Annotated in this window: 22 protein-coding genes; 9 read left to right on the forward strand and 13 right to left on the reverse strand. The window is 44.1% G+C overall.

Translation table 11 applies throughout. The features are described from left to right. Positions 1 to 181 precede the first annotated feature (181 nt). The 3 genes from AAGA51_RS12315 (at position 182) to AAGA51_RS12325 (ending at position 4261) form a co-directional block, all read left to right on the forward strand. Positions 182 to 2242 carry an EAL domain-containing protein gene (locus tag AAGA51_RS12315; RefSeq protein ID WP_102954395.1) on the forward strand — a complete coding sequence of 687 codons (2061 nt, stop codon included), beginning with the start codon at positions 182 to 184 and terminating at the stop codon, positions 2240 to 2242. 107 nt (positions 2243 to 2349) lie between these two features. Next, positions 2350 to 3363 carry a ubiquinone anaerobic biosynthesis protein UbiU gene (ubiU, locus tag AAGA51_RS12320; protein ID WP_042480321.1) on the forward strand — a complete coding sequence of 338 codons (1014 nt, stop codon included), beginning with the start codon at positions 2350 to 2352 and terminating at the stop codon, positions 3361 to 3363. A 19-nt stretch (positions 3364 to 3382) separates the two neighbouring features. Next, entirely contained in the window at positions 3383 to 4261 is an 879-nt protein-coding gene (locus tag AAGA51_RS12325; RefSeq protein ID WP_042480324.1) for a U32 family peptidase, read from the forward strand. Positions 4262 to 4330: 69 nt separating this feature from the next. On the opposite strand, the gene serB is transcribed toward AAGA51_RS12325, so the two are convergent. Further along, the gene (serB, locus tag AAGA51_RS12330) at positions 4331 to 5314 is read right to left on the reverse strand and encodes a phosphoserine phosphatase (RefSeq protein ID WP_042480327.1); all 984 of its coding nucleotides are present in this window, start codon (positions 5312 to 5314) and stop codon (positions 4331 to 4333) included. A gap of 91 nt (positions 5315 to 5405) precedes the next feature. Here serB and AAGA51_RS12335 point away from each other — a divergent pair, with 91 nt between their 5' ends. Then, positions 5406 to 6011 (forward strand): YtjB family periplasmic protein, encoded by a 606-nt coding sequence (locus AAGA51_RS12335; protein WP_042480329.1) that lies wholly within the window; start codon positions 5406 to 5408, stop codon positions 6009 to 6011. A 108-nt stretch (positions 6012 to 6119) separates the two neighbouring features. Here AAGA51_RS12335 and deoD read toward each other — a convergent pair whose 3' ends face one another. The 5 genes from deoD to AAGA51_RS12360 all read right to left on the reverse strand — a co-directional run bounded on the left by deoD (position 6120) and on the right by AAGA51_RS12360 (position 12254). Then, the gene (gene deoD, locus AAGA51_RS12340) at positions 6120 to 6845 is read right to left on the reverse strand and encodes a purine-nucleoside phosphorylase (RefSeq protein ID WP_042480330.1); all 726 of its coding nucleotides are present in this window, start codon (positions 6843 to 6845) and stop codon (positions 6120 to 6122) included. Between the two features lie 108 nt (positions 6846 to 6953). Then, positions 6954 to 8174, reverse strand: a complete 1221-nt coding sequence (locus AAGA51_RS12345; protein WP_042480333.1) for a phosphopentomutase — start codon at positions 8172 to 8174, stop codon at positions 6954 to 6956. 32 nt (positions 8175 to 8206) lie between these two features. Next, complete coding sequence (gene deoA / locus AAGA51_RS12350; RefSeq protein WP_042480336.1) at positions 8207 to 9535, reverse strand: thymidine phosphorylase; 1329 nt, start codon at positions 9533 to 9535, stop codon at positions 8207 to 8209. A gap of 100 nt (positions 9536 to 9635) precedes the next feature. Continuing rightward, positions 9636 to 10415, reverse strand: a complete 780-nt coding sequence (gene deoC, locus AAGA51_RS12355) for a deoxyribose-phosphate aldolase (RefSeq protein ID WP_042480339.1) — start codon at positions 10413 to 10415, stop codon at positions 9636 to 9638. A 564-nt stretch (positions 10416 to 10979) separates the two neighbouring features. Then, positions 10980 to 12254 carry a NupC/NupG family nucleoside CNT transporter gene (locus AAGA51_RS12360; protein ID WP_042480341.1) on the reverse strand — a complete coding sequence of 425 codons (1275 nt, stop codon included), beginning with the start codon at positions 12252 to 12254 and terminating at the stop codon, positions 10980 to 10982. A gap of 846 nt (positions 12255 to 13100) precedes the next feature. Between AAGA51_RS12360 and AAGA51_RS12365 the strand changes: the two genes are divergently transcribed. The 4 genes from AAGA51_RS12365 (at position 13101) to AAGA51_RS12380 (ending at position 17903) form a co-directional block, all read left to right on the forward strand. Beyond that, positions 13101 to 14096 (forward strand): BMP family lipoprotein, encoded by a 996-nt coding sequence (locus AAGA51_RS12365; protein ID WP_217995490.1) that lies wholly within the window; start codon positions 13101 to 13103, stop codon positions 14094 to 14096. A 161-nt stretch (positions 14097 to 14257) separates the two neighbouring features. Then, on the forward strand, positions 14258 to 15826 hold the full coding sequence (locus AAGA51_RS12370; protein ID WP_042480780.1) for an ABC transporter ATP-binding protein: 1569 nt from the start codon (positions 14258 to 14260) through the stop codon (positions 15824 to 15826). Continuing rightward, positions 15823 to 16935, forward strand: a complete 1113-nt coding sequence (locus AAGA51_RS12375) for an ABC transporter permease (protein WP_042480344.1) — start codon at positions 15823 to 15825, stop codon at positions 16933 to 16935. Before AAGA51_RS12370 ends, AAGA51_RS12375 begins: the two co-directional genes overlap by 4 nt. 2 nt (positions 16936 to 16937) lie before the next feature. After that, complete coding sequence (locus tag AAGA51_RS12380; protein ID WP_042480347.1) at positions 16938 to 17903, forward strand: ABC transporter permease; 966 nt, start codon at positions 16938 to 16940, stop codon at positions 17901 to 17903. A 52-nt stretch (positions 17904 to 17955) separates the two neighbouring features. Here the strand turns inward: AAGA51_RS12380 and AAGA51_RS12385 are convergent, their stop codons facing one another. The 4 genes from AAGA51_RS12385 to AAGA51_RS12400 form a co-directional block, all read right to left on the reverse strand. Next, the gene (locus tag AAGA51_RS12385) at positions 17956 to 18777 is read right to left on the reverse strand and encodes a TatD family hydrolase (RefSeq protein ID WP_415679580.1); all 822 of its coding nucleotides are present in this window, start codon (positions 18775 to 18777) and stop codon (positions 17956 to 17958) included. Beyond that, positions 18737 to 18907, reverse strand: coding sequence for a DUF5363 family protein (locus tag AAGA51_RS12390; RefSeq protein ID WP_167828589.1), 171 nt, complete (start codon positions 18905 to 18907; stop codon positions 18737 to 18739). The genes AAGA51_RS12385 and AAGA51_RS12390 overlap by 41 nt, the downstream gene beginning before the upstream one ends. Positions 18908 to 18926: 19 nt before the next feature. After that, a complete protein-coding gene (gene yaaA, locus AAGA51_RS12395) occupies positions 18927 to 19700 on the reverse strand; it encodes a peroxide stress protein YaaA (RefSeq protein WP_042480783.1) in 774 nt (257 codons plus the stop codon). Positions 19701 to 19826: 126 nt separating this feature from the next. Beyond that, on the reverse strand, positions 19827 to 21266 hold the full coding sequence (locus AAGA51_RS12400; RefSeq protein ID WP_042480352.1) for an alanine/glycine:cation symporter family protein: 1440 nt from the start codon (positions 21264 to 21266) through the stop codon (positions 19827 to 19829). A gap of 676 nt (positions 21267 to 21942) precedes the next feature. Here AAGA51_RS12400 and AAGA51_RS12405 point away from each other — a divergent pair. Next, on the forward strand, positions 21943 to 22131 hold the full coding sequence (locus tag AAGA51_RS12405; RefSeq protein WP_042480353.1) for a DUF3545 family protein: 189 nt from the start codon (positions 21943 to 21945) through the stop codon (positions 22129 to 22131). A gap of 82 nt (positions 22132 to 22213) precedes the next feature. Here AAGA51_RS12405 and AAGA51_RS12410 read toward each other — a convergent pair whose 3' ends face one another. The 3 genes from AAGA51_RS12410 to nfo all read right to left on the reverse strand — a co-directional run bounded on the left by AAGA51_RS12410 (position 22214) and on the right by nfo (position 24849). Then, positions 22214 to 22765, reverse strand: a complete 552-nt coding sequence (locus AAGA51_RS12410) for a hemerythrin domain-containing protein (protein WP_042480356.1) — start codon at positions 22763 to 22765, stop codon at positions 22214 to 22216. A gap of 106 nt (positions 22766 to 22871) precedes the next feature. Beyond that, positions 22872 to 23558 (reverse strand): uracil-DNA glycosylase, encoded by a 687-nt coding sequence (gene ung, locus AAGA51_RS12415; RefSeq protein WP_042480359.1) that lies wholly within the window; start codon positions 23556 to 23558, stop codon positions 22872 to 22874. Positions 23559 to 23973: 415 nt separating this feature from the next. Further along, entirely contained in the window at positions 23974 to 24849 is an 876-nt protein-coding gene (gene nfo, locus AAGA51_RS12420; RefSeq protein WP_042480362.1) for a deoxyribonuclease IV, read from the reverse strand. Positions 24850 to 24875 lie beyond the last annotated feature (26 nt).

The raw sequence follows: 24875 nt of genomic DNA on the forward strand, positions 1-24875 counted from the left end.
TTTGTCTTTGGAAAACTCATCATACGGGATGTGATAGTGGCGAACCCTGTTATGCATCAAGAAATTGTGCAACGCAGAGAAGCTTTTCTAACCGTGAAATCAACGTTATAGTTAGTACGTATCGCTCTTAAATAATTCTTATTGAACAAATAAGCGCTTAAACACAGTTGGTAGTTTCTTAATGCCGTCGCAAATGCCTTCGCAACATTTACAGCACTGGTTCGCAAAAATAACGTCTAACAGTCCGTTCTTTTTTGCCATATTAGATGACCAACATAATTATGTCATGGTCAACGAAAGGTATTGTGATGTCTCGGGTTTAACCGCGACTGAACTGGTTGGAATGAATGACTCGCAAATTCTTGGTGAGCGATTTTACAACCACCTCAAAGGCTATTACCAAAGAGCATTCGATGGCGAAACTCTAGAAGCTGAAATGACACTCCATGACATCGACATGGAAATGAGTCTTCACTTCTCACTCTCTCCCATTTTCAGTGACAAAAAAGACGTGGAATACATTGTTTTCCATGCCATTGATACCTCTGAGAAACAAATCCTCATCCGCTCTCTGGAAGATTCTGAAAACAAATTTTCGACCCTGACCACTTTATTGCCGGATGGCTTACTGTTAGTCGAAGATGATTTCATTATTTCAGCCAACCCTTCAGCAGCTCGCTTACTGGGATTTGAAGATACCTCAGATTTGCTGGATGAAGAGCTGTCACGCTTGTTTATTGATGAAAAAACCAAAGGCGTATTTAACGCTAAGTTGGGTGAACTTTTAACAGACAACCCACTGGTATGTTTAACTGGCCCTCGTTGTGGTTTTGAGCGCAGAGTACAGCTGCATGCTGGTACAACTCAAATACTGGGCAGCAACTCCCAGTTAATTCTGATTCAGGATGCTTCTCAAGCGACGAAACAGCTTTCCGCTACCAGTCATACAGATATCCATGTAGACGCATTAACGGGGTTGTACAACCGATTAGGTTTTACTAAACGCCTAGAGCATTTAATTCAAAACGACACGCCATTGGTGATGTTGTATTTGGATATCGATAACTTTAAGAATATCAACGACTCTCTGGGTCACCACATCGGTGATAAAGTCATTCAGGAAGTATCGTCACGTCTGAAACGTTTGCTGCCACAACAAGCAATTTTAGGCCATTTAGGCGGTGACGAATTTGGTCTGATTTTGCCAGAGCCAGAGCACAACCGCTCTGCGGAAATGTTGGCTGAACGCATAATCTCTTTGATCAACCAACCGTTTGATTTGCACCACTTCAGTAAGCGCCTAGCCTGTTCGATTGGTAGTGTGCAATATCCGGGCGACGGTAACGACGCTCGTATTTTGCTGCAAAATGCCGATACCGCGATGTATGAAGCGAAAGATCGTGGCCGTAACCGCCTTATCAAGTTCCACGATCAGATGAACAAAGAAGCGCGCATGCGCTTATGGCTTGAGATCGAACTGCAAAAAGCCCTTCAGCAAAATGGCTTAGAAGTGTGGTATCAACCAAAAGTGAATGCTCGTGATTTCAGCGTCAACGGCGCAGAAGCTCTGGTTCGCTGGAAACACCCTGTTGAGGGCTACATCAGCCCTGCGGCATTCATTCCTGTCGCGGAAAAAGCAGGTTTGATTGAACATCTTGGCCGCGTGGTCATGCGTGATGTCTTCGCCACGGTGAAACGTTGGAAACAACAAGGCATTCTTCCGGGACGAGTGGCGATCAACATCTCTCCAGAGCAATTTGGTAACCCACAATTAATCGACTATCTCGAGAAGCTACTGCGGACTACATCGCTTGATCCAAGCTGTATTACTTTCGAACTGACTGAAAGTGCGGTAATGAGTGATAGTGAACACACGCTGCAAATGCTTAACGCAATCAAGAAGTTGGGCTTTAACCTCTCTATCGACGATTTCGGTACGGGCTACTCATCACTGGCGTATCTTGCAAGATTCCCTATTGATGAACTTAAGATTGACCGTGCTTTCATTACTGATATCGATACGCTACCTAAGCAGATAACCGTAATCGAAAACATCATTAACCTTGGTCGCTCACTGAACTTATCTGTGGTTGCAGAAGGTGTTGAAACACAACAACAAGCAACCCTGCTCTCCAACCTGAATTGTCATTCAATTCAAGGGTTCCATTTCCATCGCCCACAGCCTAAACATGAAGTTGAAGAACTGTTCGCTAAGCACCGTCGCCACCGTAAATCACTCTAAGTGAGTAAATTTTTCCTTATTCACTGAAACCTGCCTTACATCAAATTGATATCCAGTGTTTATTCTTAAAATATGGTCACTTTTTCATAAAAATAAGTAACCGAGCAATGGAACTTCTCTGTCCAGCTGGTAATTTACCCGCTCTAAAAACAGCCATTGATTGTGGTGCAGATGCCGTTTATATCGGCTTCAAAGACGACACCAATGCCCGCCACTTTGCAGGGTTAAATTTCACAGGCAACAAACTGAACAAAGCCGTTCAATATACTCATGATCATGGAAAGAAAATCCATGTCGCCTTAAACACTTTCGCCCATCCAGATGGTTTTGAACGATGGACTAACGCTGTCGATCAGGCTGCGGATCTTGGTATTGATGCCTTGATCGTGGCTGACGTTGCGATTCTTGATTACGCTGCGAACAAATACCCAGATTTGGAACTACACCTTTCGGTTCAAGCGTCAGCAACCAACGTCAAAGCCGTTGAGTTTTACCACAACAATTTCAACGTTAAACGAGTGGTATTGCCTCGCGTACTCTCTATCCATCAAGTAAAACAGCTTTCTCGTAACATTCCTGAAGGCGTAGACCTTGAAGTCTTCGCGTTTGGTAGCTTATGCATTATGTCGGAAGGTCGCTGTTATCTTTCCTCTTACATGACGGGTGAATCGCCAAATACGGTAGGCGCGTGTTCTCCGGCGAAATATGTGCGCTGGCAAGAAACTGAGTCAGGCTTAGAGTCACGACTGAATGAAATTCTTATCGACAAGTACGCAACGGGCGAAAATGCGGGTTACCCAACCTTATGTAAGGGTCGCTTTATGGCGAACATTGATGGTGAAGAAAAACGTTACCACGCGTTAGAAGAACCAACCAGTCTGAATACGCTTTCGCTGTTACCTGAGCTTTTTGCAGCGAATGTTGCCTCGGTAAAAATTGAAGGCCGTCAGCGTAGCCCTGCTTATGTAGAACAAGTGACGCGCACTTGGCGCGCAGCGATTGATCGCTACCTTGCTAATCCTCAAAGCTATCACGTAGAAAGTGCTTGGGATGCCACACTTGCAAACGTATCTGAAGGCACGCAAACCACGCTCGGTGCATATCACCGAAAATGGCAGTAATCAGTAGTAAGGGGAAATTATGAAATACGCACTAGGCCCGCTACTTTATTTCTGGCCAAAACAAGATGTCGAAAACTTTTACCAACAAGCTAAAGAGAGCAGCGCTGATATTATTTATCTGGGCGAAACGGTTTGCTCCAAACGTCGTGAGATGAAACCACAACACTGGTTTGATATTGCTAAAGAGCTCTCTTCTGCTGGTAAACAAGTGGTTCTTTCGACTATGGCACTATTTGAAGCGCCAAGCGAAATCAACGTACTAAAGAAGTATATAGATAATGGTGACTTCGCGATTGAAGCCAATGACGTTTCTGCAATTCAGATGGCTCATGAGAAAGGAATACCTTTCATTGTGGGACCTGCCGTGAATACCTATAACGCATACGCATTACAGCTCTTTCTAAAGCAAGGTATGACTCGCTGGTGTATGCCTGTTGAACTATCACGCGATTGGCTTAACAACGTTTTGCTTCAGTGTGAAAAAATCGGTATTCGCAATCAATTTGAAGTGGAAGTCTTTAGTCACGGCTATCTCCCTCTCGCCTATTCAGCTCGCTGTTTTACTGCTCGCGCAGAGAACAGAGCTAAAGATGAATGCGAAACCTGCTGTATTAAGTATCCAACCGGTATTCAAGTCAGCAGTCAGGAAGGTCAATCCGTTTTCAACTTAAACGGTATCCAAACTCAGTCTGGCTATTGTTATAACCTGATGAACGACTTACCGAGCATGGAAGGATTAGTGGATGTGGTTCGTTTAAGTCCTCTGGGTGTCGAAACCTTTCAGCACTTAAACAACTTCAAACAAAACGAACATGGTGGTCATCCAACCAAGTTAGAGAGTCAGCAATGTAATGGTTACTGGCATCAACTGGCAGGTCTGGAAGTAAAAAACATCTAGTTGAGTGACATTAAAAAAGCGAGGTTCCAACCTCGCTTTTCTGTATTTCAAATTAGACTCAGACAAACCTTACGGCTTACTTTGCCAACTAATTTTCTGATGCTTAACCAAACCAGCAGAAAGAATACACAGCACACCACCAAGGCCAGCGTAACGCACCGCAGTTTGCGCTTTAGCTTCAACTTTAGGTTTGGCATGGAAAGCAACGCCAAGACCAGCTGCTTCCATCATTACAAGGTCATTCGCGCCGTCACCAACAGCAACAGTATTGTGCATTTCAATATCAAACTGAGTCGCGAGTTCCTCTACGATATCCGCTTTGGTTTGAGCCGTCACAACATCGCCAAGCACCTTACCAGTCAGCTTACCATCGATAATTTCTAAGGTATTTGATTGAGCATGATCTAATTTGAGCATCGCTTTCAAATGATCAGAGAAGTAGGTAAAACCGCCAGAGGCAATCGCTGTTTTCCAGCCAAATGCTTGTAGCGTTTCAACCAGCTCTTGCAGCTCTTCCATCAAAGGCAGTGTTGAACGAACAGGCTCTAAAATCGATTCATCGGCACCACTCAGTTTTCCTACACGCTGACGCAGGCTTTGTTCGAAATCGAGTTCGCCTTGCATCGCACGCTCTGTTACTTCGGCAACTTCATCACCAACACCCGCAAGCTTGGCGATTTCATCAATACACTCAATCTTGATTGCTGTGGAGTCCATATCCATGACAATCAAACCCGGTTTTGATAAATCAGGTACTTCATTGATGCGAGCGTAATCTAGGCCTAAACCCTGTAAGATTTTCTCATGCTCGCCCGTCAGCTCACCGGACATCAAAGCAACTTCATAAGGACCGACTTTCCACGCATCTATAATGGCGTTGAAATAACCAGTAAAGAAATCAATGTCGTCAAACTGCTGCGCTGTTAAAAAGTGGCCAAAAACAATCCAGTTGGCTTTGCTTTTGTCTAGTTGACGAGATAAACGAGTTTCAGGCAGACGATTGATAAGAGACGTATGTTTTTTGATAGCTAGCATAATAGTTAAGGCATCCATGTCTTCGTATAAGCAGACGTTACCCTATTGCAATTTAAAAACGCAAGTCTCAATATGTGCAAAGTCTGATTTTCTTTGGATTAACTCGATTATGGACGGTTCTTTGTTCTCGTTTCGTATGGTTATTCGCCTACTAACCTTACTGCTGTTGATTGGCATGTTCGTTATCACAATTAAAAATAGTGTTGTGATCAGTAAAGGTAACGAACGTATTCAAGCAAACCAGCTAGAAACACTCACGAAGGTATTGATTACTCAAGCCTCGCTAACCGCAGGCAGAAGTATCGCAGAGCAGGATCAAGAGCGTCTGCTTAATCTCACCAATCAACTTGCCCAAGACCGCTTAGTATTTGATGCAACGATTTATGATTCTGAAGGTGTAAAACTCGCCTCCAGTGATTCAGCGTTAAGCGTAAGAGAAGTGCTTGGGTTGGATACACCTTTGCAAACGGCAAGTATTGGTCGCCAGCAACTTGTAGAGCCAGTAATGCATGATGGCAACCTGATCGGTTTTGTTCGCATTACGTTTGAGACCGGTAAGGTGACAGCAATTTCCGATCATCACTATCGTAAAAGTGATCGTTACATGTACCTAATGGTTATCATGAGCTTTATCAGTGGCGTGTTGTTCACTCTGCTACTGAAACGTAAGCCGAAGTCGAAAGGTGAAAACCTGCTGCTACAGAACGCGGAATAGAGTTTTAGTTGAGGACGTTAGCTAAAACGCATCATATAAACAAAAACCTCAGCCAAAGCTGAGGTTTTTTCTTTTATTCAGAATAAATAAGCGAATAGATAAGAAAGATTAGTAACCTTCTTGATCACCAATCAATACTGAATCTAATGCGATAAGCATCATGTCGTTAAACGTGGTTTGACGCTCTTCAGACGTGGTCGCTTCGCCTGTTTTGATGTGGTCAGATACAGTACAGATAGTCAGCGCTTTTGCACCGTATTCTGCAGCAACACCGTAGATACCCGCCGCTTCCATTTCAACACCAACGATACCGTATTTGTCCATTACGTCGAACATAGATGGGTCTGGAGTGTAGAACAGTTCAGCAGAGAAAAGGTTACCCACTTTAACGTCGATGCCGCGAGCTTTTGCTGCTTCTTCTGCCGCTTTCACCATTTTGTAGTCTGCAATTGCAGCAAAGTCGTGGTCTTTGAAGCGAATACGGTTCACTTTAGAATCCGTACATGCGCCCATGCCGATAACGACATCACGTACTTTGATATCTTCGTTAACAGCACCACAGCTGCCCACGCGAATCACTTTCTTCACGCCGTAATCTTTGATTAGCTCAGTTACGTAGATAGAACATGATGGGATACCCATACCGTGGCCCATCACAGAGATCTTACGGCCTTTGTAAGTACCAGTGAAACCAAACATATTACGTACGTCACACACTTGAACAACGTCTTCTAAGAAGGTTTCAGCGATGTATTTCGCACGTAGTGGATCACCCGGCATCAGTACGACGTCAGCGAATGCACCCATTTCAGCATTAATATGAGGAGTAGCCATTATCTTGTTCCTTATGATGTTAGATGCTCAAATTGCACCTTTACCAAACTGATAATTGGGGCTCAATGCTATCCTATTCACTAAGACAGAGACTAAGCCCCTAAGAAATTACAAAAAGTTCTTACCGTAATCCATTGGTGAAATACCAAAGTAGCTTGCTAGGCTTTGACCGATATCGGCGAATGTTTCGCGACGGCCTAATGAACCCGGAGCCACTTTCTTACCGTAAACAATCACTGGGATGTGTTCACGAGTATGGTCAGTACCCTGCCATGTTGGGTCACAACCATGGTCAGCCGTCAGAATCAGTACATCATCTTCTTGCATCAATTCTAGAACTTCAGGTAGACGCTTATCGAAATATTCTAGTGCTGCTGCATAGCCTGCTACATCACGACGGTGACCATAAGCTGAGTCAAAATCAACAAAGTTAGTGAAGACGATAGTGTCATCACCCGCTTGTTGAATCTGCTCTAGTGTTGCTTCAAACAGCGCAGGAATACCCGTTGCTTTCACTTTCTTAGTGATACCGCAGTTTGCGTAGATGTCTGCGATCTTACCGATAGACACTACATTGCCCTGCTTCTCTTCAACCAGCTTTTGCAGCACTGTTGCTGAAGGTGGCTCAACAGAAAGGTCGCGGCGGTTACCCGTACGCTCAAATTGACCTTTACCAGCACCAACGAATGGGCGCGCAATAACACGACCAATGTTGTAATCCGCCAGTTCTTCACGGGCAATTTGGCAAAGCTCAAGTAAGCGATCTAAACCAAAAGTCTCTTCGTGACACGCGATTTGGAATACTGAGTCAGCAGAAGTATAGAAGATAGGCTTGCCAGTCTTCATATGTTCTTCACCTAGATCATCCAGAACCTGCGTACCAGAAGCGTGACAGTTACCTAAGAAATCATCCAGACCTGCGCGAGCAAGAATGCGATCAGTCAGCTCTTTAGGGAAACTGTTTTGTTTGTCAGTGAAATAGCCCCATTCAAATAGAACAGGAACACCAGCAATTTCCCAGTGACCAGACGGAGTATCTTTACCAGAAGACAGCTCAGCCGCATGACCATAAGCACCGATGATGTCTGCTTTATCATCCAATCCCGGAGCAAAACGACCAGTAGACTCTTTGTGCGCCATTGCAAGACCAAGCTTAGACAGGTTTGGCAATGTTAGTGGACCTTTACGATCAGCGTTATCTGCTAAACCTTGTGCACATTGATCAGCAATATGACCGAGTGTATCTGCGCCAACGTCACCAAAATCTTTAGCATCCGCGGTTTCGCCGATACCGAATGAATCTAAAACTAAAATAAATGCTCTTTTCATAACTCTTTCCTCACCAATCTTTCCTGAACGAATTACACGTCTTCTGCACGGATCTGACGGTAAACATCAGGAGTTGGGACGTATTCACCACCGACTTTAATCGCATTTTGTAGTGCGTTTGCCGCTTCTTGCCACTGCTCTTCACTACGAGCGTGAATGAACGCTAACGGTTTGTTGCTATCTGCCACTTCACCAAGACGAATGAAGTTATCAAAGCCTACAGCGTAATCGATAGTATCTGTTGCTACACGACGACCACCGCCCATACCAACCACAGCCATACCAATCGCACGAGTATCCATAGCCGATACCACACCCGACTGAGCTGCATAAACAGGTTTGATGATTTGAGCTTTATCTAAGTAGTTTTCGTAGTTTTCAACGAAGTCTGCTGGGCCACCAAGTCCTGCAACCATCTTACCAAAGCGCTCTGCTGCTTGGCCGTTGTCCAATACTGCTTGCAGTTTTTGACGAGCTTCAACACTGTCTTTGGCAAGTTTTCCTAGCACCAACATTTCAGCACAAGAAGCCATAGTCACTTCAAGTAGACGAGGGTTACGGTATTCACCCGTTAGGAAACGAACCGCTTCACGGACTTCAACAGCGTTACCCGCAGAAGAAGCCAATACTTGGTTCATATCCGTTAAAATTGCTGTTGTTTTGGTACCAGCACCATTCGCAACCGCAACGATAGATTTTGCTAGTTCTTCTGACGCTTCATAAGTTGGCATAAATGCGCCAGAGCCTACTTTCACGTCCATCACTAATGATTCAAGACCTGCGGCTAATTTCTTCGAAAGAATAGAAGCAGTGATCAGCGAGATATTATCTACGGTTGCTGTGATATCACGTGTTGCGTACACGCGTTTATCTGCTGGCGCTAAATCACCAGTCTGACCGATGATCGCCACACCTGCTTGCTTAGTCACTTGACCAAACACGTCATTCGTTGGAGTGATGTTATAGCCAGGGATAGACTCTAATTTATCAAGAGTACCGCCAGTGTGGCCTAATCCACGACCAGAGATCATAGGAACATAACCACCGCAAGCCGCAACCATAGCGCCTAGCATCAGTGAAGTTACGTCACCCACACCACCTGTCGAGTGTTTATCAACAATCGGGCCATCAAAGTTCATATGGCTCCAATCGATAACCATGCCTGAATCACGCATTGCACACGTCAGTGCGATACGCTCTGGCATGGTCATTTCACGGAAGAATACAGCCATTGCGAATGCTGCAATTTGTCCTTCAGAAACCGTGTTTTTAGCCACACCTTGGATGAAGAAGTTGATCTCTTCTGTGGTCAGGATTTCACCGTCACGTTTTCTGCGAATAATTTCTTGAGGTAAATACATTAGTGCCTCCCTAGCCCCGAACCAATTGGATGGGTAGCTATGGTTTTTTGCTATTTAGAAATGAAGATGGCGCTGTGCGCCATCTTGTAAAACAGAACGATTAGTAAGCCGCTGGATCAGCTTTCTCGTTTGTTACTTCTAATGTATTTAGTAGATTGGTTAGCAGGCTTGACGCACCGAAACGGTAGTGACGGCTGTCCACCCACTTGTCACCTAGGATTTCGTCAGCCATCGCTAGGTAATCACGAGCATCTTCAGCTGTACGCACACCACCTGCAGGTTTAAAACCTACAGTTTCAGCAACGTTCATGTCACGAATCACTTCTAACATCATACGTGCGTATTCAGGCGTTGCATTTACTGGCACTTTACCTGTTGAGGTTTTGATGAAGTCTGCGCCCGCTTCGATAGAGATTTGTGAAGCTTTCTTGATTAGTGCTTCTTCTTTTAGTTCACCAGTTTCGATGATCACCTTAAGAAGAACATCTGAACCACACGCTTCTTTACATTGCTTAACTAGGTCAAAACCCACTTTCTCGTTACCAGCGATTAGAGCACGGTAAGGGAAAACGACGTCTACTTCGTCAGCGCCGTATGCTACTGCTGCTTTCGTTTCAGCCACTGCAATTTCCACATCGTCATTACCGTGTGGGAAGTTAGTTACTGTTGCAATGCGAACTTCTGGGGTGCCTTGCTCACGAAGGGTCTTCTTAGCAATAGGAATAAAGCGAGGGTAAATACAGATTGCAGCAGTATTGCCTACTGGGCTTTTTGCATCGTGACAAAGCTGGATTACTTTCGCATCCGTGTCATCATCATTCAGTGTTGTTAAGTCCATCAGTTTAAGTGCACGTAGTGCTGCTGCTTTTAAATCGCTCATTTCTAACTCCGATCAATATATTCAATTAGTTCACTACCAAGGCGACTGTCATACGTCTATTTTGATAGCCACAAATGAACGGACTTGGTTCCTTGAAGACTCGGTGAGTGTTTACTGCTCACCAATTGCTATCCTTGTCACCGCACAGTACCCATTTGGGTCTATGGCACAACAATCTGTGATTGCGGTGTCTTACAGTTTCAGTTTCAGGCAGTGTCAGTTTTAAACATGATCTGTTTTAGACATTAGCTGCCTTTCAAAAACGCCGTGGTGGTTAGCCTATCCAATTGGCTTCACTACGTCGTTTTGATATTCGCTTACTTCCTTCGGCAAGTGAATACAGTATAGATATTTATCACAAAACTGTAGTCCCATTCGAAGAGCAAACGGTTTGTATCTCAAAAATGGTCAATTTCTGACATCCTTGAGACACAAGGCTTTTCAATGCAATCCATTACAAAAAATCACTCTTTGTCATGCCCTGAAAAGCAAAAACACCCCGCAGCAATATTCTTGCTACGGGGTGAGATTAAACGGCGTCTATATATCGTTCTCTAAATCAAATTAGAAAGAGATAAAGAAGCCAGCAATTGTTGCAGCCATCAAGTTAGATAGCGTACCAGCAATAACTGCTTTGATACCCATACGAGCGATATCGTGACGACGAGTCGGAGCTAGACCACCTAGACCACCTAGCAGAATCGCGATAGAAGATAGGTTCGCGAAGCCACATAGAGCGAATGAGATGATTGCTTGAGTCTTCTCAGACATCAATTGACCAGTTGCTGCAACTACTTGAGCGTTTTCACCCACGTATGGTACGAAGTTTAGGTAAGCAACGAATTCGTTTACAACAGTCTTCTGACCGATGAATGAACCTGCAATTGTTGCTTCTTCCCATGGCACACCGATTACGAATGCTAGAGGAGCGAAGATCCAACCTAGAAGAAGTTCTAGAGTTAGTTCAGGCATACCGAACCAACCACCTAGACCGCCTAGGATACCGTTAATAAGTGCGATCAGACCGATGAATGCGATTAGCATTGCACCAACGTTCAGAGCAAGTTGTAGACCTGCTGCTGCACCGCCCGCTGCTGCGTCGATAACGTTAGCTGGTTTGTCGTCGCCGCCTTCAAGAGCATCTTCAATGTTCTCTTGTGGTTGATCAACTTCAGGGAAAAGGATCTTAGCGAACAGTAGACCACCTGGTGCCGCCATGAATGACGCTGCAACTAGGTACTCTAGTGGAACACCCATTGATGCGTAACCCGCAAGTACACCACCAGCAACCGAAGCCAAACCACCACACATTACTGCGAACAGCTCAGATTGAGTCATTTTTGGAACAAATGGGCGAACAACAAGTGGAGCCTCAGTTTGACCAACGAAAATGTTAGCTGCTGCAGACATAGATTCTGCGCGAGATGTGCCTAGAGCTTTCTGCAGACCACCACCTAGAATCTTAATTACCCATTGCATGATGCCTAGGTAGTAAAGAACCGAGATTAGTGCAGAGAAGAAAATCAGTGTTGGAAGAACACGGAAAGCGAAGATGAAACCGCCGCCACCGAATACTTCGAACATCTTGTCAGAAACAAGACCACCGAATAGGAAAGAAGTACCGTCATTACCGTAGTTAATAACGTTAGATACCCCGTTTGAGAAACCAGCAAGTAGATCGCGGCCCCATGGGACATAAAGTACAAATGCACCTAGTGCAAATTGGATAGCGAATGCGCCACCCACGGTTCTTAAGTTAATAGCTTTGCGGTTGTTTGAAAGTAGTACTGCGATTGCAAGTAAAACCAACATACCGACTAGGCTCATAAACGTACTCATAGTTTATGGCTTCCTTATAGTTTAATTTGGCGTGTTAAACATTGGGTTGTTTTCGGGGTGCGATTATACGCATCTCTCACAGCAAAAAGTAATATATGCATCACGCATTTTTAGGCAATGACTCAACATTACATTCAAAAACAAGAAGCAAGTCACAATAAAACCCCAAAACAGAGGGGTTTTAACCTTATCAGCAACATGTAGCCAACAAATTGTAGCCTACATTCCATAAAATGCTGCAACCGTTTGCTCATAAAAGAAGAAGACAAATTTTCGAATTTTAACGACACATTCTTGGCATTTATCACCCAAGTCAACGACAAACACTGATTTTATTTCAAACCAAAACATGAGCGTTTCATCACACTCGAATGTTACATTTTTCACTCAACCACACTACAAATTTGTATTCAAACGCACATTCAACACCGAGAAAATTAGAACAAGATTCATCCATACATATCCCCAATAAGTTGGCTTACCATTTGCTTAGTCAGCTAGACGCTATGAAAACAACGAATAGCAAAGCAATCAAATCGTCATTTTGCACTAATTTGGTGATTCAAATCACACATTTGGTGAACCTAATTTCTTGTAAACGCTAGGAATTAACAAATAAACATACATTTATGGCGAATTAGTTTCTTCCTTCACAAAAAAATGTGATTTGGTGTGAGGTATTCGACTTTTTTTTGCAGCGCAAACGATAAACTTATACACGATCAAACTAGCTCACCAATAATTCATTCAAACTATTGATATTTTGTTTTTGGGTTTGTTGGACTTTTGTTAAAGGTCAGCAGTCTCTCGTCTAGTACAGTGGTATTGCAACATAGGTATATAACAGTGAAAAAATCTATTATAAAAATCTCAGCACTTGCTTTAGCGGTTTCGTCATTTCACGTTTTCGCAGAAGCAAAACCAGCCGTAATTTATGATACAGCGGGTAAATTCGATAAATCGTTCAACGAAGCGGTATATCAAAATGGTGTAAAAGTGATGGCTGCGGAAGGTACTGAAGTTCGCGAATTTGAACCTCAAAATGAGGCGCAACGTGAACAAGGTCTTCGTCGTTTAGCAAGCCGCGGTTTTAGCCCAATTGTTGCAGTAGGCTTTAATATGGCGTCAGCTGTAGAAAAAGTAGCAACTGAGTTCCCAGACATTCACTTCACAATTCTTGACTCAGTTGTTGATAAACCAAACGTTCAATCAATCGTATTTAAAGAACACGAAGGTTCATTCCTAGTGGGTGCACTTGCTGCGAAAGCGTCAAAATCAGGCGTAGTTGGCTTCGTTGGCGGTATGGATATCCCTCTTATCCGTAAATTCCAATGTGGTTATGAGCAAGGTGCTAAATACACCAACCCAAGCATCACTGTTCTACAAAACATGACAGGTTCAACGCCAGCAGCGTTTGCTGACCCTGCAAAAGGCTCTGAGCTTGCGAAATCTCAATTCTCTAAAGGTGTTGACGTTGTTTACGCGGCAGCTGGCGGTACTGGTCTAGGTGTTTACCAAGCAGCGAAAGATGCGGGCAAACTAGCGATCGGTGTTGACTCAAACCAAAACCACCTACAACCAGGCACAATGCTAACTTCAATGGTTAAGCTAGTAGGTGCTGCTTCAGTTGAGACTTGGAAAGAAGAAATGAACGGTACTTGGCAACCAGGTATCAAAGCTCTAGGTCTTAAAGAGAATGCGGTTGACTGGGCATACGACGACAACAACAAATCTCTGATCACTGACGAAATGAAAGCTTACATGGATACACTAAAAGCAGACATTATCGCAGGCAAAATCAAGATTCACGACTACATGTCTAACAACAAGTGTGAGTACTAATTTAGTTCTTAATACTTAGTTAAAACAATACGTTCCGTTTGGAAATGTCATACGCCGCTGCTTGCTCAGCGGCGTATGGTTTATTTGGCTGCTCGATCAAGCGCATCCATTTGAATATGGCCTTAGGGTCTGTTGACCTCATTAGTTCAGGAAGTTTTTACGTGACGCAATCTCAAAACTATGCCATCGAGCTTAAAAAAATCGATAAACGCTTTGGTACCGTTCACGCGAATAAAGCTATCGATTTAAAAGTTCCAGCAGGTACGATTCACGGCATTATCGGTGAAAATGGCGCTGGTAAATCCACCTTGATGAGCATCATCTACGGTTTTTATACACCAAACTCAGGTGAGATGTTTGTCGATGGTAAACCATATAACCCTAACAACTCTCAAGAAGCGATTGCCGCAGGGATAGGCATGGTTCACCAACACTTTATGTTGGTTGATACCTTCACGGTTCTTGAAAACGTCGTTCTCGGCGCTGAATCAGGCTGGAAACTAGAAGACAGCTTAAAAGCTGCAAGAAAGAAACTGCACCAAATAGAAAAAGACTACGGTTTAGATGTTCCACTGGATAAATTGGTTGGTGACCTACCTGTTGGTTTGCAACAACGAGTTGAAATTCTTAAAGCTCTCTACCGCGATGCAAAACTGCTTATTCTTGATGAACCAACTGGCGTGTTAACGCCTCAAGAAGCGGATCACTTATTCGCGATTCTGGACAAGCTTCGCAGTCAAGGCACAACGGTTATCATCATCACTCATAAACTGCGTGAAGTACTGGCTATTACCGATAACATTTCGGTGATGCGTCAAGGCCAAATGGTTGCCGATGTCAAAACCTCAGACACCAACCGCGAAGAGCTTGCAGAGCTGATGGTAGGACGTAAAGTTCGCCTAAAAGTTGATAAGTCTGAAGCCAAACCAGCCAAAGAGTTACTGAAGGTAAACAAGCTAGGCTACGTCGATCATAGCGGTGTTAAGCGCGTCAAAGACATCAGCTTCTCAGTACGAGCAGGTGAGCTGGTCGGTATTGCTGGGGTATCCGGCAATGGTCAATCAGAGATCCTGTCACTGCTGTCTGGCATCTTAAAGCCAACATCGGGCAGCTTTGAACTGAACGGTCACACGATTTCTGTCGATAAACCGGCGGATCCACAGCAAGTGAGAGCGATGGGTGTGGGTCATATTCCAGAAGATCGCCACAAACAAGGTTTGATCAATAAATTTGAAGCTCAAGAAGCTTACATCTTGGGCTATCACAATCTGCCAAAATACAACAAAGGCTTACTGCAAGACAAAGCCGCGATTTCGAAGATTTGCCAAGAGAGCATGGATAAGTGGGATGTTCGCCCGAATGATATCCACCTAAAAACGGCAAACTTCTCTGGTGGTAACCAGCAAAAACTGGTGATTGCCCGTGAAATGGAAGAGAACCCAGACGTCCTTCTGATTGGTCAACCCACTCGTGGTGTAGACATCGGCGCGATTGAATATATCCACCAACAAATTATCGCTAGCCGCGATGCAGGCAAAGCCGTGCTATTAGTTTCGGTAGAACTGGATGAAATCCTCAGCCTTGCCGATCGCATATTGGTTGTGTTTGATGGCGCTATTGTCGGTGAACTGCAAGCTCATCAGGCTGATGAGAAAACATTAGGTCTTATGATGGCAAACATCATTCCAGACCACATAAAAGAGAGTATTGCCCAAGGAGAGACGGCATGAGTCAGGCAAAAGTGCCCGCTTGGGTAACCATTGCGCTGTTACCTGCGATTAACGTTTTGGTCGCGTTTTTAGTTTCAGCTTTGTTATTTATCTATATTGATATCAACCCATTAGATGCCATCAAAGTCATGTGGACAGGGGCGTTCGGTTACGCTGAAGGCTTCGGTTACACCCTTTACTACACCACCGGTTTTATCTTTACCGGTTTAGCCGTTGCAGTGGCCTATCACGCAGGGCTATTCAACATCGGTGTGGAAGGTCAGGCCTATATTGGTGGTCTGGGTGTCGGGATAATCTGTTTAACCCTCGGTGAATATGCTCCTTGGTATGTGGTATTTCCTGTAGCGGTTATCGCTGGCGGCATTTTTGGTGCAGCTTGGGCGTTTATTCCTGCTTACTTACAGGCAAAGCGAGGTTCTCATATCGTAATTACAACGATCATGTTTAACTTCATTGCAGCTTCGCTTATGGCCTATCTTCTCGTCGACATTCTGAAGCCAGAAACCACGATGGCAACAGAGAGTCGCGTATTTGCACAGGGTAGCTGGTTACCAAAAATGCACGAATTGTTTGCTGTATTTGGTATCAACGTTGCGCCAAGCCCACTCAATATCAGTTTTATTTTCGCTCTGTTGTGCTGTGTGTTTGTGTGGCTCTTCATTTGGCACTCACGTTGGGGCTATGAGATTCGCTCTATCGGCGCGAATGCGTCTGCTGCATCTTACGCAGGTATTAACTACCTGAAGATAATCGTCATTACTATGCTGCTTTCTGGCATGTTGGCAGGCTTCTTTGGTATCAACGTGCTGCAAGGTGAACTTCACCAGATCAAACTGAACTTCGTAGAAGGGTTTGGCTTCACTGGTATTGCAGTAGCTTTGATGGGACGAAACCACCCAGTAGGTGTTGTTCTTGCAAGTTTGCTGTTTGGCTTCCTCTATCAGGGCGGCGCTGAGCTGAGCTTCGATTACGGCGTTGACCGTAACATCGTTGTGGTACTGCAAGGTCTGGTGATTCTTTTCTCTGGTGCGCTTGAGTACATGTTCAAACCTTCAATTGAACGCATTTATCTGCGCTTATTTGGCAAACAAGAACATGGAGTTGCGTAATCATGTTTGAAACCATCATTTTAATGGCTGATGCCACAATTCGTGTTGCCACCCCGCTTATTCTTGCCGCTCTAGCCGGTATGTTTAGTGAGCGTTCAGGTGTAGTAAACATCGCACTGGAAGGTAAACTTTTGGCAGCCGCTTTCGCAGGTGCTGCGACAGCTTACATCACTGGCTCAGCTTGGCTCGGTGTTTGTGCTGGTGTGCTAGTGTCTATTCTGCTTGCTTTACTTCACGGCTTTGCTTCGATTACACACCGTGGCGACCAAGTAGTCAGCGGTATGGCAATCAATATTCTAGCGACAGGTTTAACCGTAACTCTAGGACGTTACTGGTTCAATCAAGGCGGTCAAACACCAGCGCTTTCTGGCGATGCTCGTTTTGCACCAATAACCTTACCGGGCGCTGATGCGTTGCAAGATGTTCCTGTTGTTGGGCTCATCTATTCTGAGCTAATCAGCGGTCACTCGATTATTGAGTATGTGGCTTTAGCGGCAGTACCTTTGTCTTGGTACGTATTGTTCAAAACTCGCTTCGGCTTACGCTTAAGAGCAGTAGGTGATTCTCCAGCGGCAGTGGATACAGCCGGTATTTCGGTTGCTGGCATGCGTTATAGTGCCATGGTGATCTGTGGCTTATTGGTGGGTTTGGCTGGCGTGTACCTTTCTGTAGGTCAAACTGCGCAGTTCATTCCTAACATGAGCGCAGGTAAAGGCTATATGGCACTAGCAGCCCTTATCTTTGGTAAGTGGCGTCCTGTGACAGCTATGGCAGCCTGTTTGCTATTCGGCTTCCTTGATGCGCTGGCAATTCGTCTGCAAGGCGTGAGCGTTGGTGAGTTCCCTATTCCGGTTCAAGCCATCGAAGCGTTGCCGTATATCTTGACGGTATTTCTACTTGCAGGATTTATTGGTAAAGCAGTTGCGCCAAAAGCAATTGGTGTTCCATACACCAAAGAGCGCGAATAACGACTTAATCTTTTTACCTAACACAAAGGGGAGCGAATTTCGCTCCCCTTTGCTATTCATCAATCCGAAACAGCTCAATACTGTTTGCCCAAAGCTGAGATGCCAGTTGTTCTTTATTGGTGTCTCTCAGCGCCACCAACTCTTCTAAGACGTCAACTAAGTATTTAGGATGATTCGCCTCGCCTTGCCTGCCGGATAACGGCATGTCCGGTGCATCGGTTTCTAAAACCAGAGACTCTATCGGTAATTGACTGATCGCTTGTCGAGTTTTATTAGCTCGTGGGTAAGTAATCACTCCGCCTACACCGATTTTAAAGCCAAGGTCGATAAATTGTCTGGCTTGTTGTTCACTGCCGGAAAATGCATGTAACACACCACCTTGAGTAAAGCGATGTTGTTTAATTAATTGCAGCAATCGGTTATGCGTTTTGCGGCTATGCAAAATGACCGGAAGACGGGCGTGTTGCGCCATGGCTAGTTGGCCAATGAAAACACGTTCTTGCAGCGAGGCATTGACCTCAACCATAGCGTCTAATCCACATTCGCCAACGGCAACACATGCGCTCTCTCGCAGTGCTAATTCATCTTCTAGCAGTTGCAACTGTTCATCGGCAAAGTGTTCAAGAAAATAAGGATGAAAACCAAGGGCGTATCGAAGGGTTGCTGGGTATTGTGCTGCGAGATTTTTCACTCGCAGCCAATTAAAAGCACCAACAGATGGTATAAGGATTTTATCTACCTGAGCATACGTTGCATCGGACATTTGCTCCGGAAACGATGCGGCAAACTCATCAAAATCAAAGTGGCAATGAGTGTCAAACAGCCGCAGCTTATTATTTTTCAATGTCTTTGCCATGAGAAGGGGCTTTATCATGGCTCGGTTCTTTATCATGAATTGGATCTTTACGATAAGGAACGCAGCAACGTTTTTGATCTGGCGTCAAGCCCATGCTTTGGCACCAATCATCATAACGTGCCAGCCATTTTTTAAACCAAGTTAGCATAACAACCTCATCTATAGGCTTATTGTTCTTCTCGTTTGAATACAAGCTCTGTTGCTGTCGATTCAGCGGCACAGTAGTAGTAACCAGCAGTATCAAAAGATTCTAACTGCTTCACCGACTCAATACGGTTTTCAATAATGTAGCGTGCCATCATGCCGCGGGCTTTTTTAGCAAAGAAGCTGATCACCTTATATTGACCATTTTTGCAGTCTTTAAACACAGGAGTGATCACTTGGGCCTCTAAAGCTTTCGGTTTAACGGCTTTAAAGTATTCATTCGAAGCCAGATTGATCAGCACATTATCTTCTTGCGCGTTAATCGCTTCATTTAGCTTATCGGTAATGATGTTGCCCCAGAACTGATAGAGATTGCTGCCACGTTCATTGCCCAGCTTAGTACCCATTTCGAGACGGTAAGGCTGCATGAGATCTAGAGGCTTCAACAAACCGTATAAGCCTGACAGCATTCGCAGATGAGTTTGCGCATAATCTAAATCCGCTTCAGACAACGTTTCTGCTTCGAGGCCTGTGTAGACGTCACCTTTGAAAGCAAAGATCGCAGGGCGAGAATTATCAGGTGTGAAGGTTTCGGTCCACTGCTCAAAGCGTGCCACGTTCAAACCAGCAATTTTGTCACTGACTTTCATTAAGTCGGCAATATCTTGCGGAGTCAGTGTACGGCACACTTTGATTAATTCCGCTGAATGCGAAGTCAACTCTGGCTGGGTAAAGCGCGTTGTTGGCAATGGAGATTCATAATCCAATGTTTTTGCTGGAGAGACCACGATAAGCATAAGGTTTCCTTTGTAAATTCTGTTGAGCTGACTTTTATAGCTTTTGAACGATAGCTTACAAAAAAAGCCATGCAGTGTCTGCATGGCTTTTCCAATCTATAACATCGGTACTATCTATTAGTGTACTTAGTTTGCTTTATTCGACTTCGATTGATCCCAGATTCCGTCTTCAAGTTGAGTTTTTAGTTCTGGGTAGTCATTGGCATTAAAAGTCGGTACTTTGCCCGCGTCTAGCTGACGGTTGTAGTCTTTCGCAAGCTTAATTACGGTTCCAGACAGAAGCAGAATCGCAATCAAGTTAACAATCGCCATCAAACCCATAGAAACATCGGCCATAGCCCAAACCGTAGGCAGTGTCGCTAACGCACCAAACATCACCATACTTAAGAAAATCAGACGAAATACAACTAAACCTTTCTTGTTATTGTGCTCAAGGAATATCAGGTTCGTTTCCGCATATGAATAGTTCGCAATGATTGAGGTGAAGGCAAAGAAGAAAATCGCCATCGCAATAAACACCCCGCCCCAATCACCGACTTGTGAACTGAGTGCACGTTGCGTTAGTTCGATACCTGTAATTTCACCGTGCGGAACATATTCACCAGACACTAGGATGATCGCCATGGTCGCTGAACAGATCACGATGGTATCGACAAATACGCCCAGCATTTGCACATAACCTTGAGACGCAGGGTGTGGAGGATAAGGCGTTGCCGAAGCCGCCGCATTCGGAGCAGAACCCATACCCGCTTCGTTTGAGAACAATCCACGTTTAACACCGTTGATCATTGCCTGTGCAATCGCATAACCAAGGCCACCAGCGGCAGCTTGTTCAAAACCGAAAGCACTTTTAATGATCAGAGAGAATACAGCAGGTACTTTCTCTATGTTCATGAACACAACCACAAGCGCAATCGCTAAGTAGGCAATTGCCATAAATGGAACGATAAGCTCAGCGGTACGTGCAATTTTACGAATACCACCGAAAATAACGAAGGCGGTAAGTAGCACAATACCTACCCCCACCATCATTGGATCAAAGCCAAATGCATTGCTCATCGCATTTGAAATCGAGTTTGCTTGTACTGCGTTAAACACCAATCCGAATGCAATGATAAGGAAGATTGAGAAAAGAACGCCCATCCAGCGCATACCCAAGCCTTTCTCCATGTAATAAGCAGGACCACCACGGTAGTTGCCGTCCTTATCACGTGACTTATAAAGCTGAGCAAGAGTACTTTCTGCAAATGATGTCGCCATGCCTAGCATTGCAGTCATCCACATCCAGAAGATTGCACCAGGGCCACCAACGGTTAATGCAACCGCAACACCGGCCATGTTGCCTGTACCTACGCGAGCAGCAAGACTGGTACAAAGAGCTTGAAAAGAGGAGATACCAGCATTGTCAGCTTTACGGCTGTTTCTCAGCACACTGAACATGTGCCCAAAATGGCGAAATTGGATGAAGCCTAAACGCAATGTGAAGTAAATACCGACACCAACAAGGAGATACACCAGTATCGATCCCCAAAGCAGGTCGTTCATTAAGTTAATTAAGTCTGTCACAAAAACCTCTAAAAAGAGTAAGTATTAGAACCTGAAAATAAAAGTTAGCACTTTAACTACACGCTCGCTGGCTGCGATTTGCTTTTATAATGGTGTGTAGTTCAGGAGAATGGCGACACCTAATCGGTTTAGGTATCTATATGATGGGCGAGAATGATGCAGGCAGGGTTGTTAAAAATCAATATGAGTGAAGTTGCACTTGTGAGAATCCATCAACGCTATTCGCACAAACAACCCCAAGCACACACCACACAAATAAAACATTATCGTTACATTAATTAAACATCATTCCACTCATCAAACTTAGCTGATACACAATAAGTTAAAGCCACGTTACCCCCTAAAGCTCTATATGCCCCATCACAAAATGAGTTCACATTGCGCAAGTTGAAACATTTAGAAACTTAGCGAGCAAATATCAACCAACCGTGAATCCCTCGGTCTGGGTTGATAACCTTTTCTTAACATCAGCCAATTATCAATAAATAAGAAACACGGTATCCAACCGGTTAAATAACAACCAACCCAATGCTAACAAAGTTTATATTCCTAGAAGAAATCCATAAAAATTTCATATCAATGAAACAAATGAGAAATAAATCATAGTTATTGTCCTTAAAAATATGATATTTAGAAAAAACTCCAGGAAAGGAGACAACCAGAAAGAGGCTTGCTTATGGATGACTTGCACTTCGATGAACTGTTAGATGCACAGATCGCAAAGCTCCGCACAAATGCGAGTAGCAGAGCGAAACCAGCTAAAAGGATGTGGCGTGAGATAGAAGCTATACGAGATCGAAAACGGTTGGAAAGAGAGTTATTAGAAATGGATGTCTGTCTAGAACTTGATGACCTCAAATTATAAATAGAAGAGGCGCCTTTATTGGCGCCTCTTCTCGTTTCTTCACTCAGACTTTTTACTACTTAGCTTATTTTTACGACTTAGCTTAGTTGCATTCTGTTTCGCTTTTTCTTACTCGACGAGCAAGCTGAGCGTATCTTTCCGCAATGGTTGATCCAAATACAGGGTCATCTTCATTGCAATTCCACTCAGATTCTACCTTCTGCCAATCTGCGACGCTAAAAGTCCGATTAATCAGCGGTAAAACCGTTTGCTCTTCCATTTCTAAATGTTGACGCTGTGAATTAATGAATTGCTCCAACTGCTCCATGAATACATCTTGAGGAACAACTGCATCATTTAAGATCATCTCAACGGTATTCAAAAACTCATGGGTTGATTTGGATAATTGAGCATGTTCTTTTTCTAAATCCGATACTTCTTCATGCTCTCCATAGTGCTGAATGTAATGCCGATAAAGAATGTCTTCTTTAGGGTGATGGACACTTTCAGAATGCCTTGAAAGATAATCCACAATCTCCTTAACGAGGCTGTAGTTAATCGGTTTTTCGTCTTTAAGAAGCTGTAACTTTCCGCGCAAAATAGCCAACAGTCGAGTCATGTATCCATGTTCACGTCTGATTCTTTCAATCATCATTGTGCGTCTCCCTTACACAGTCATGTAGGTAAAGTCTATATAAGGAATGACTAATCCGCTTTGATTTTGGTCGAAAAAACAGCAATACGAACAACCATTCATCACATCATTGATTCGAATCAAGAGTTGGTTGCCAATCAATTGGCATTTGCCCTAACTGTTTGAGTATCTGATTTGTTTGCGAAAAATGCTTACAGCCTAAGAATCCTCGATGCGCTGATAACGGCGAAGGATGAGGAGCCATAAGTACATGATGCTTACTTCTATCTATCATCTGCCCCTTTTTCTGCGCATGAGATCCCCAAAGAAGGAAGATCACGCCTTGACGATGTTGGTTTAACGCATCAATTACACGGTCCGTGAACGTTTCCCAACCCGTTTTAGCATGTGAATGTGCTTTCCCCTGCTCTACCGTTAAAACAGTATTGAGCAACAAGACGCCCTGATCCGCCCAGCTTTTTAAATAGCCATGATTCGGGATCTGAAAGCCGTCAATATCTTGAGCCAGTTCTTTATACATATTCACCAGAGAAGGAGGCGTTTTCACTCCCGGTAAAACAGAAAAGCACAAGCCATGCGCCTGATTAGGCCCATGATAAGGGTCTTGTCCGAGGATAACGACTTTAACGTCATCAAACTCAGTAAAACGAAATGCATTAAACACATCTTTAGCAGGCGGGAAAATGACTTTACCAGCGGCTCGCTCAGCTTCGACAAACTTCAGCGTTTGCTGGAAATATTCTTGTTCTTTCTCTAGACCAATGACATCGTGCCAAGTCAAGGAATGGCTCATAACAGCTCCTGAGTATAAAAATAATTGCTTTATCTTATACCCACGAGCACAAAGTTGCAGCCAGACAGCTCTCGTAAAATCGAATACGACATCCCTGAAACCTCAGATTTTGGTCAAGAATGTCGTAAACAATTCACAAATGTCATCAACACAACAACCAAGATTTCATCTTACCGACCAACAGCAGTTCTCATCAGTAAGCCTTACTTGCAATGAGATTTACTTGGTTGCGGTGAACGATGGTGGCCTCTACCTGTTACATGCCGATTAGGCACTGGCATACGGGCAGCAGGTCGAGCACTGAATGATGAGGTAACACAAACTGAAGAGAACATAATTGGGCATCCTTCTTTACAACGTTTCATGAAAACGTCATGAGAAAAGCATGCCAATATCGTGATCTCAAACGAACAATTTATACACTTAAATGGTGATCGCGCATTGTTTGGATCTCTAAATGCCAAATATCAGGATCAATTGTTTCTAAAATCAATGGGATATTATCAAAACGAGGATCTTTAGAGATGTATTCAAAGCAATCCCAACCGATCTCACCTTTGCCCAATGAATGGTGGCGATCCAGCTTACTGCCTAGTCCACCTTTTGAGTCATTAATATGCATTGCTCTTAAATAGTGCATACCGACAACACGATCAAACTCCGCAAAAGTAGCTTCACAAGCGGCAAAGCTACTTAAATCGTAGCCAGCGGCAAAGGTGTGGCAAGTATCGAGGCAAACACCGACACGAGATTTGTCTTCTACTTGATCAATGATTGCCGCCAAGTGTTCAAAGCGCCAGCCTAAGTTCGTTCCTTGCCCTGCTGTATTCTCGATAACAGCAATCACATCAGGTACAGCTTTATGAGCAAGGTTGATTGACTCTGCAATAGTCGCAAGGCACTGCTCTTCAGACACCAGTTTTAAATGGCTCCCCGGATGAAAGTTCAGCAGTTTCAATCCTAGCTGATTGCAACGCTCCATCTCATCAATAAATGCTGCACGCGATTTTTCCAACTTCTCTTCTTCAGGCGCGCCCAAGTTAATTAAGTATGAGTCGTGAGGCAAAATATAGTCAGCAGAGAAACCTAAACGCTGACATTGCTCTTTGAAACGTCTTATTGTTGACGCTTCTAGTGGCTTCGCTACCCATTGACGCTGATTTTTAGTGAAGATAGCAAACGCGTTTGCACCAATCTCTTTTGCTCTTAATGGCGCCTGATCGACGCCACCAGCAGCGGAAACATGAGCACCAATATATTTGTTGCCAAGAGGCTTTACTTCTTTTGTCATTTAATCACTTTCTACTTTCAAATTGG

It is taken from the genome of Vibrio diazotrophicus, assembly GCF_038452265.1.
In the GTDB taxonomy this organism is placed as follows: Bacteria; Pseudomonadota; Gammaproteobacteria; order Enterobacterales; family Vibrionaceae; genus Vibrio; species Vibrio diazotrophicus.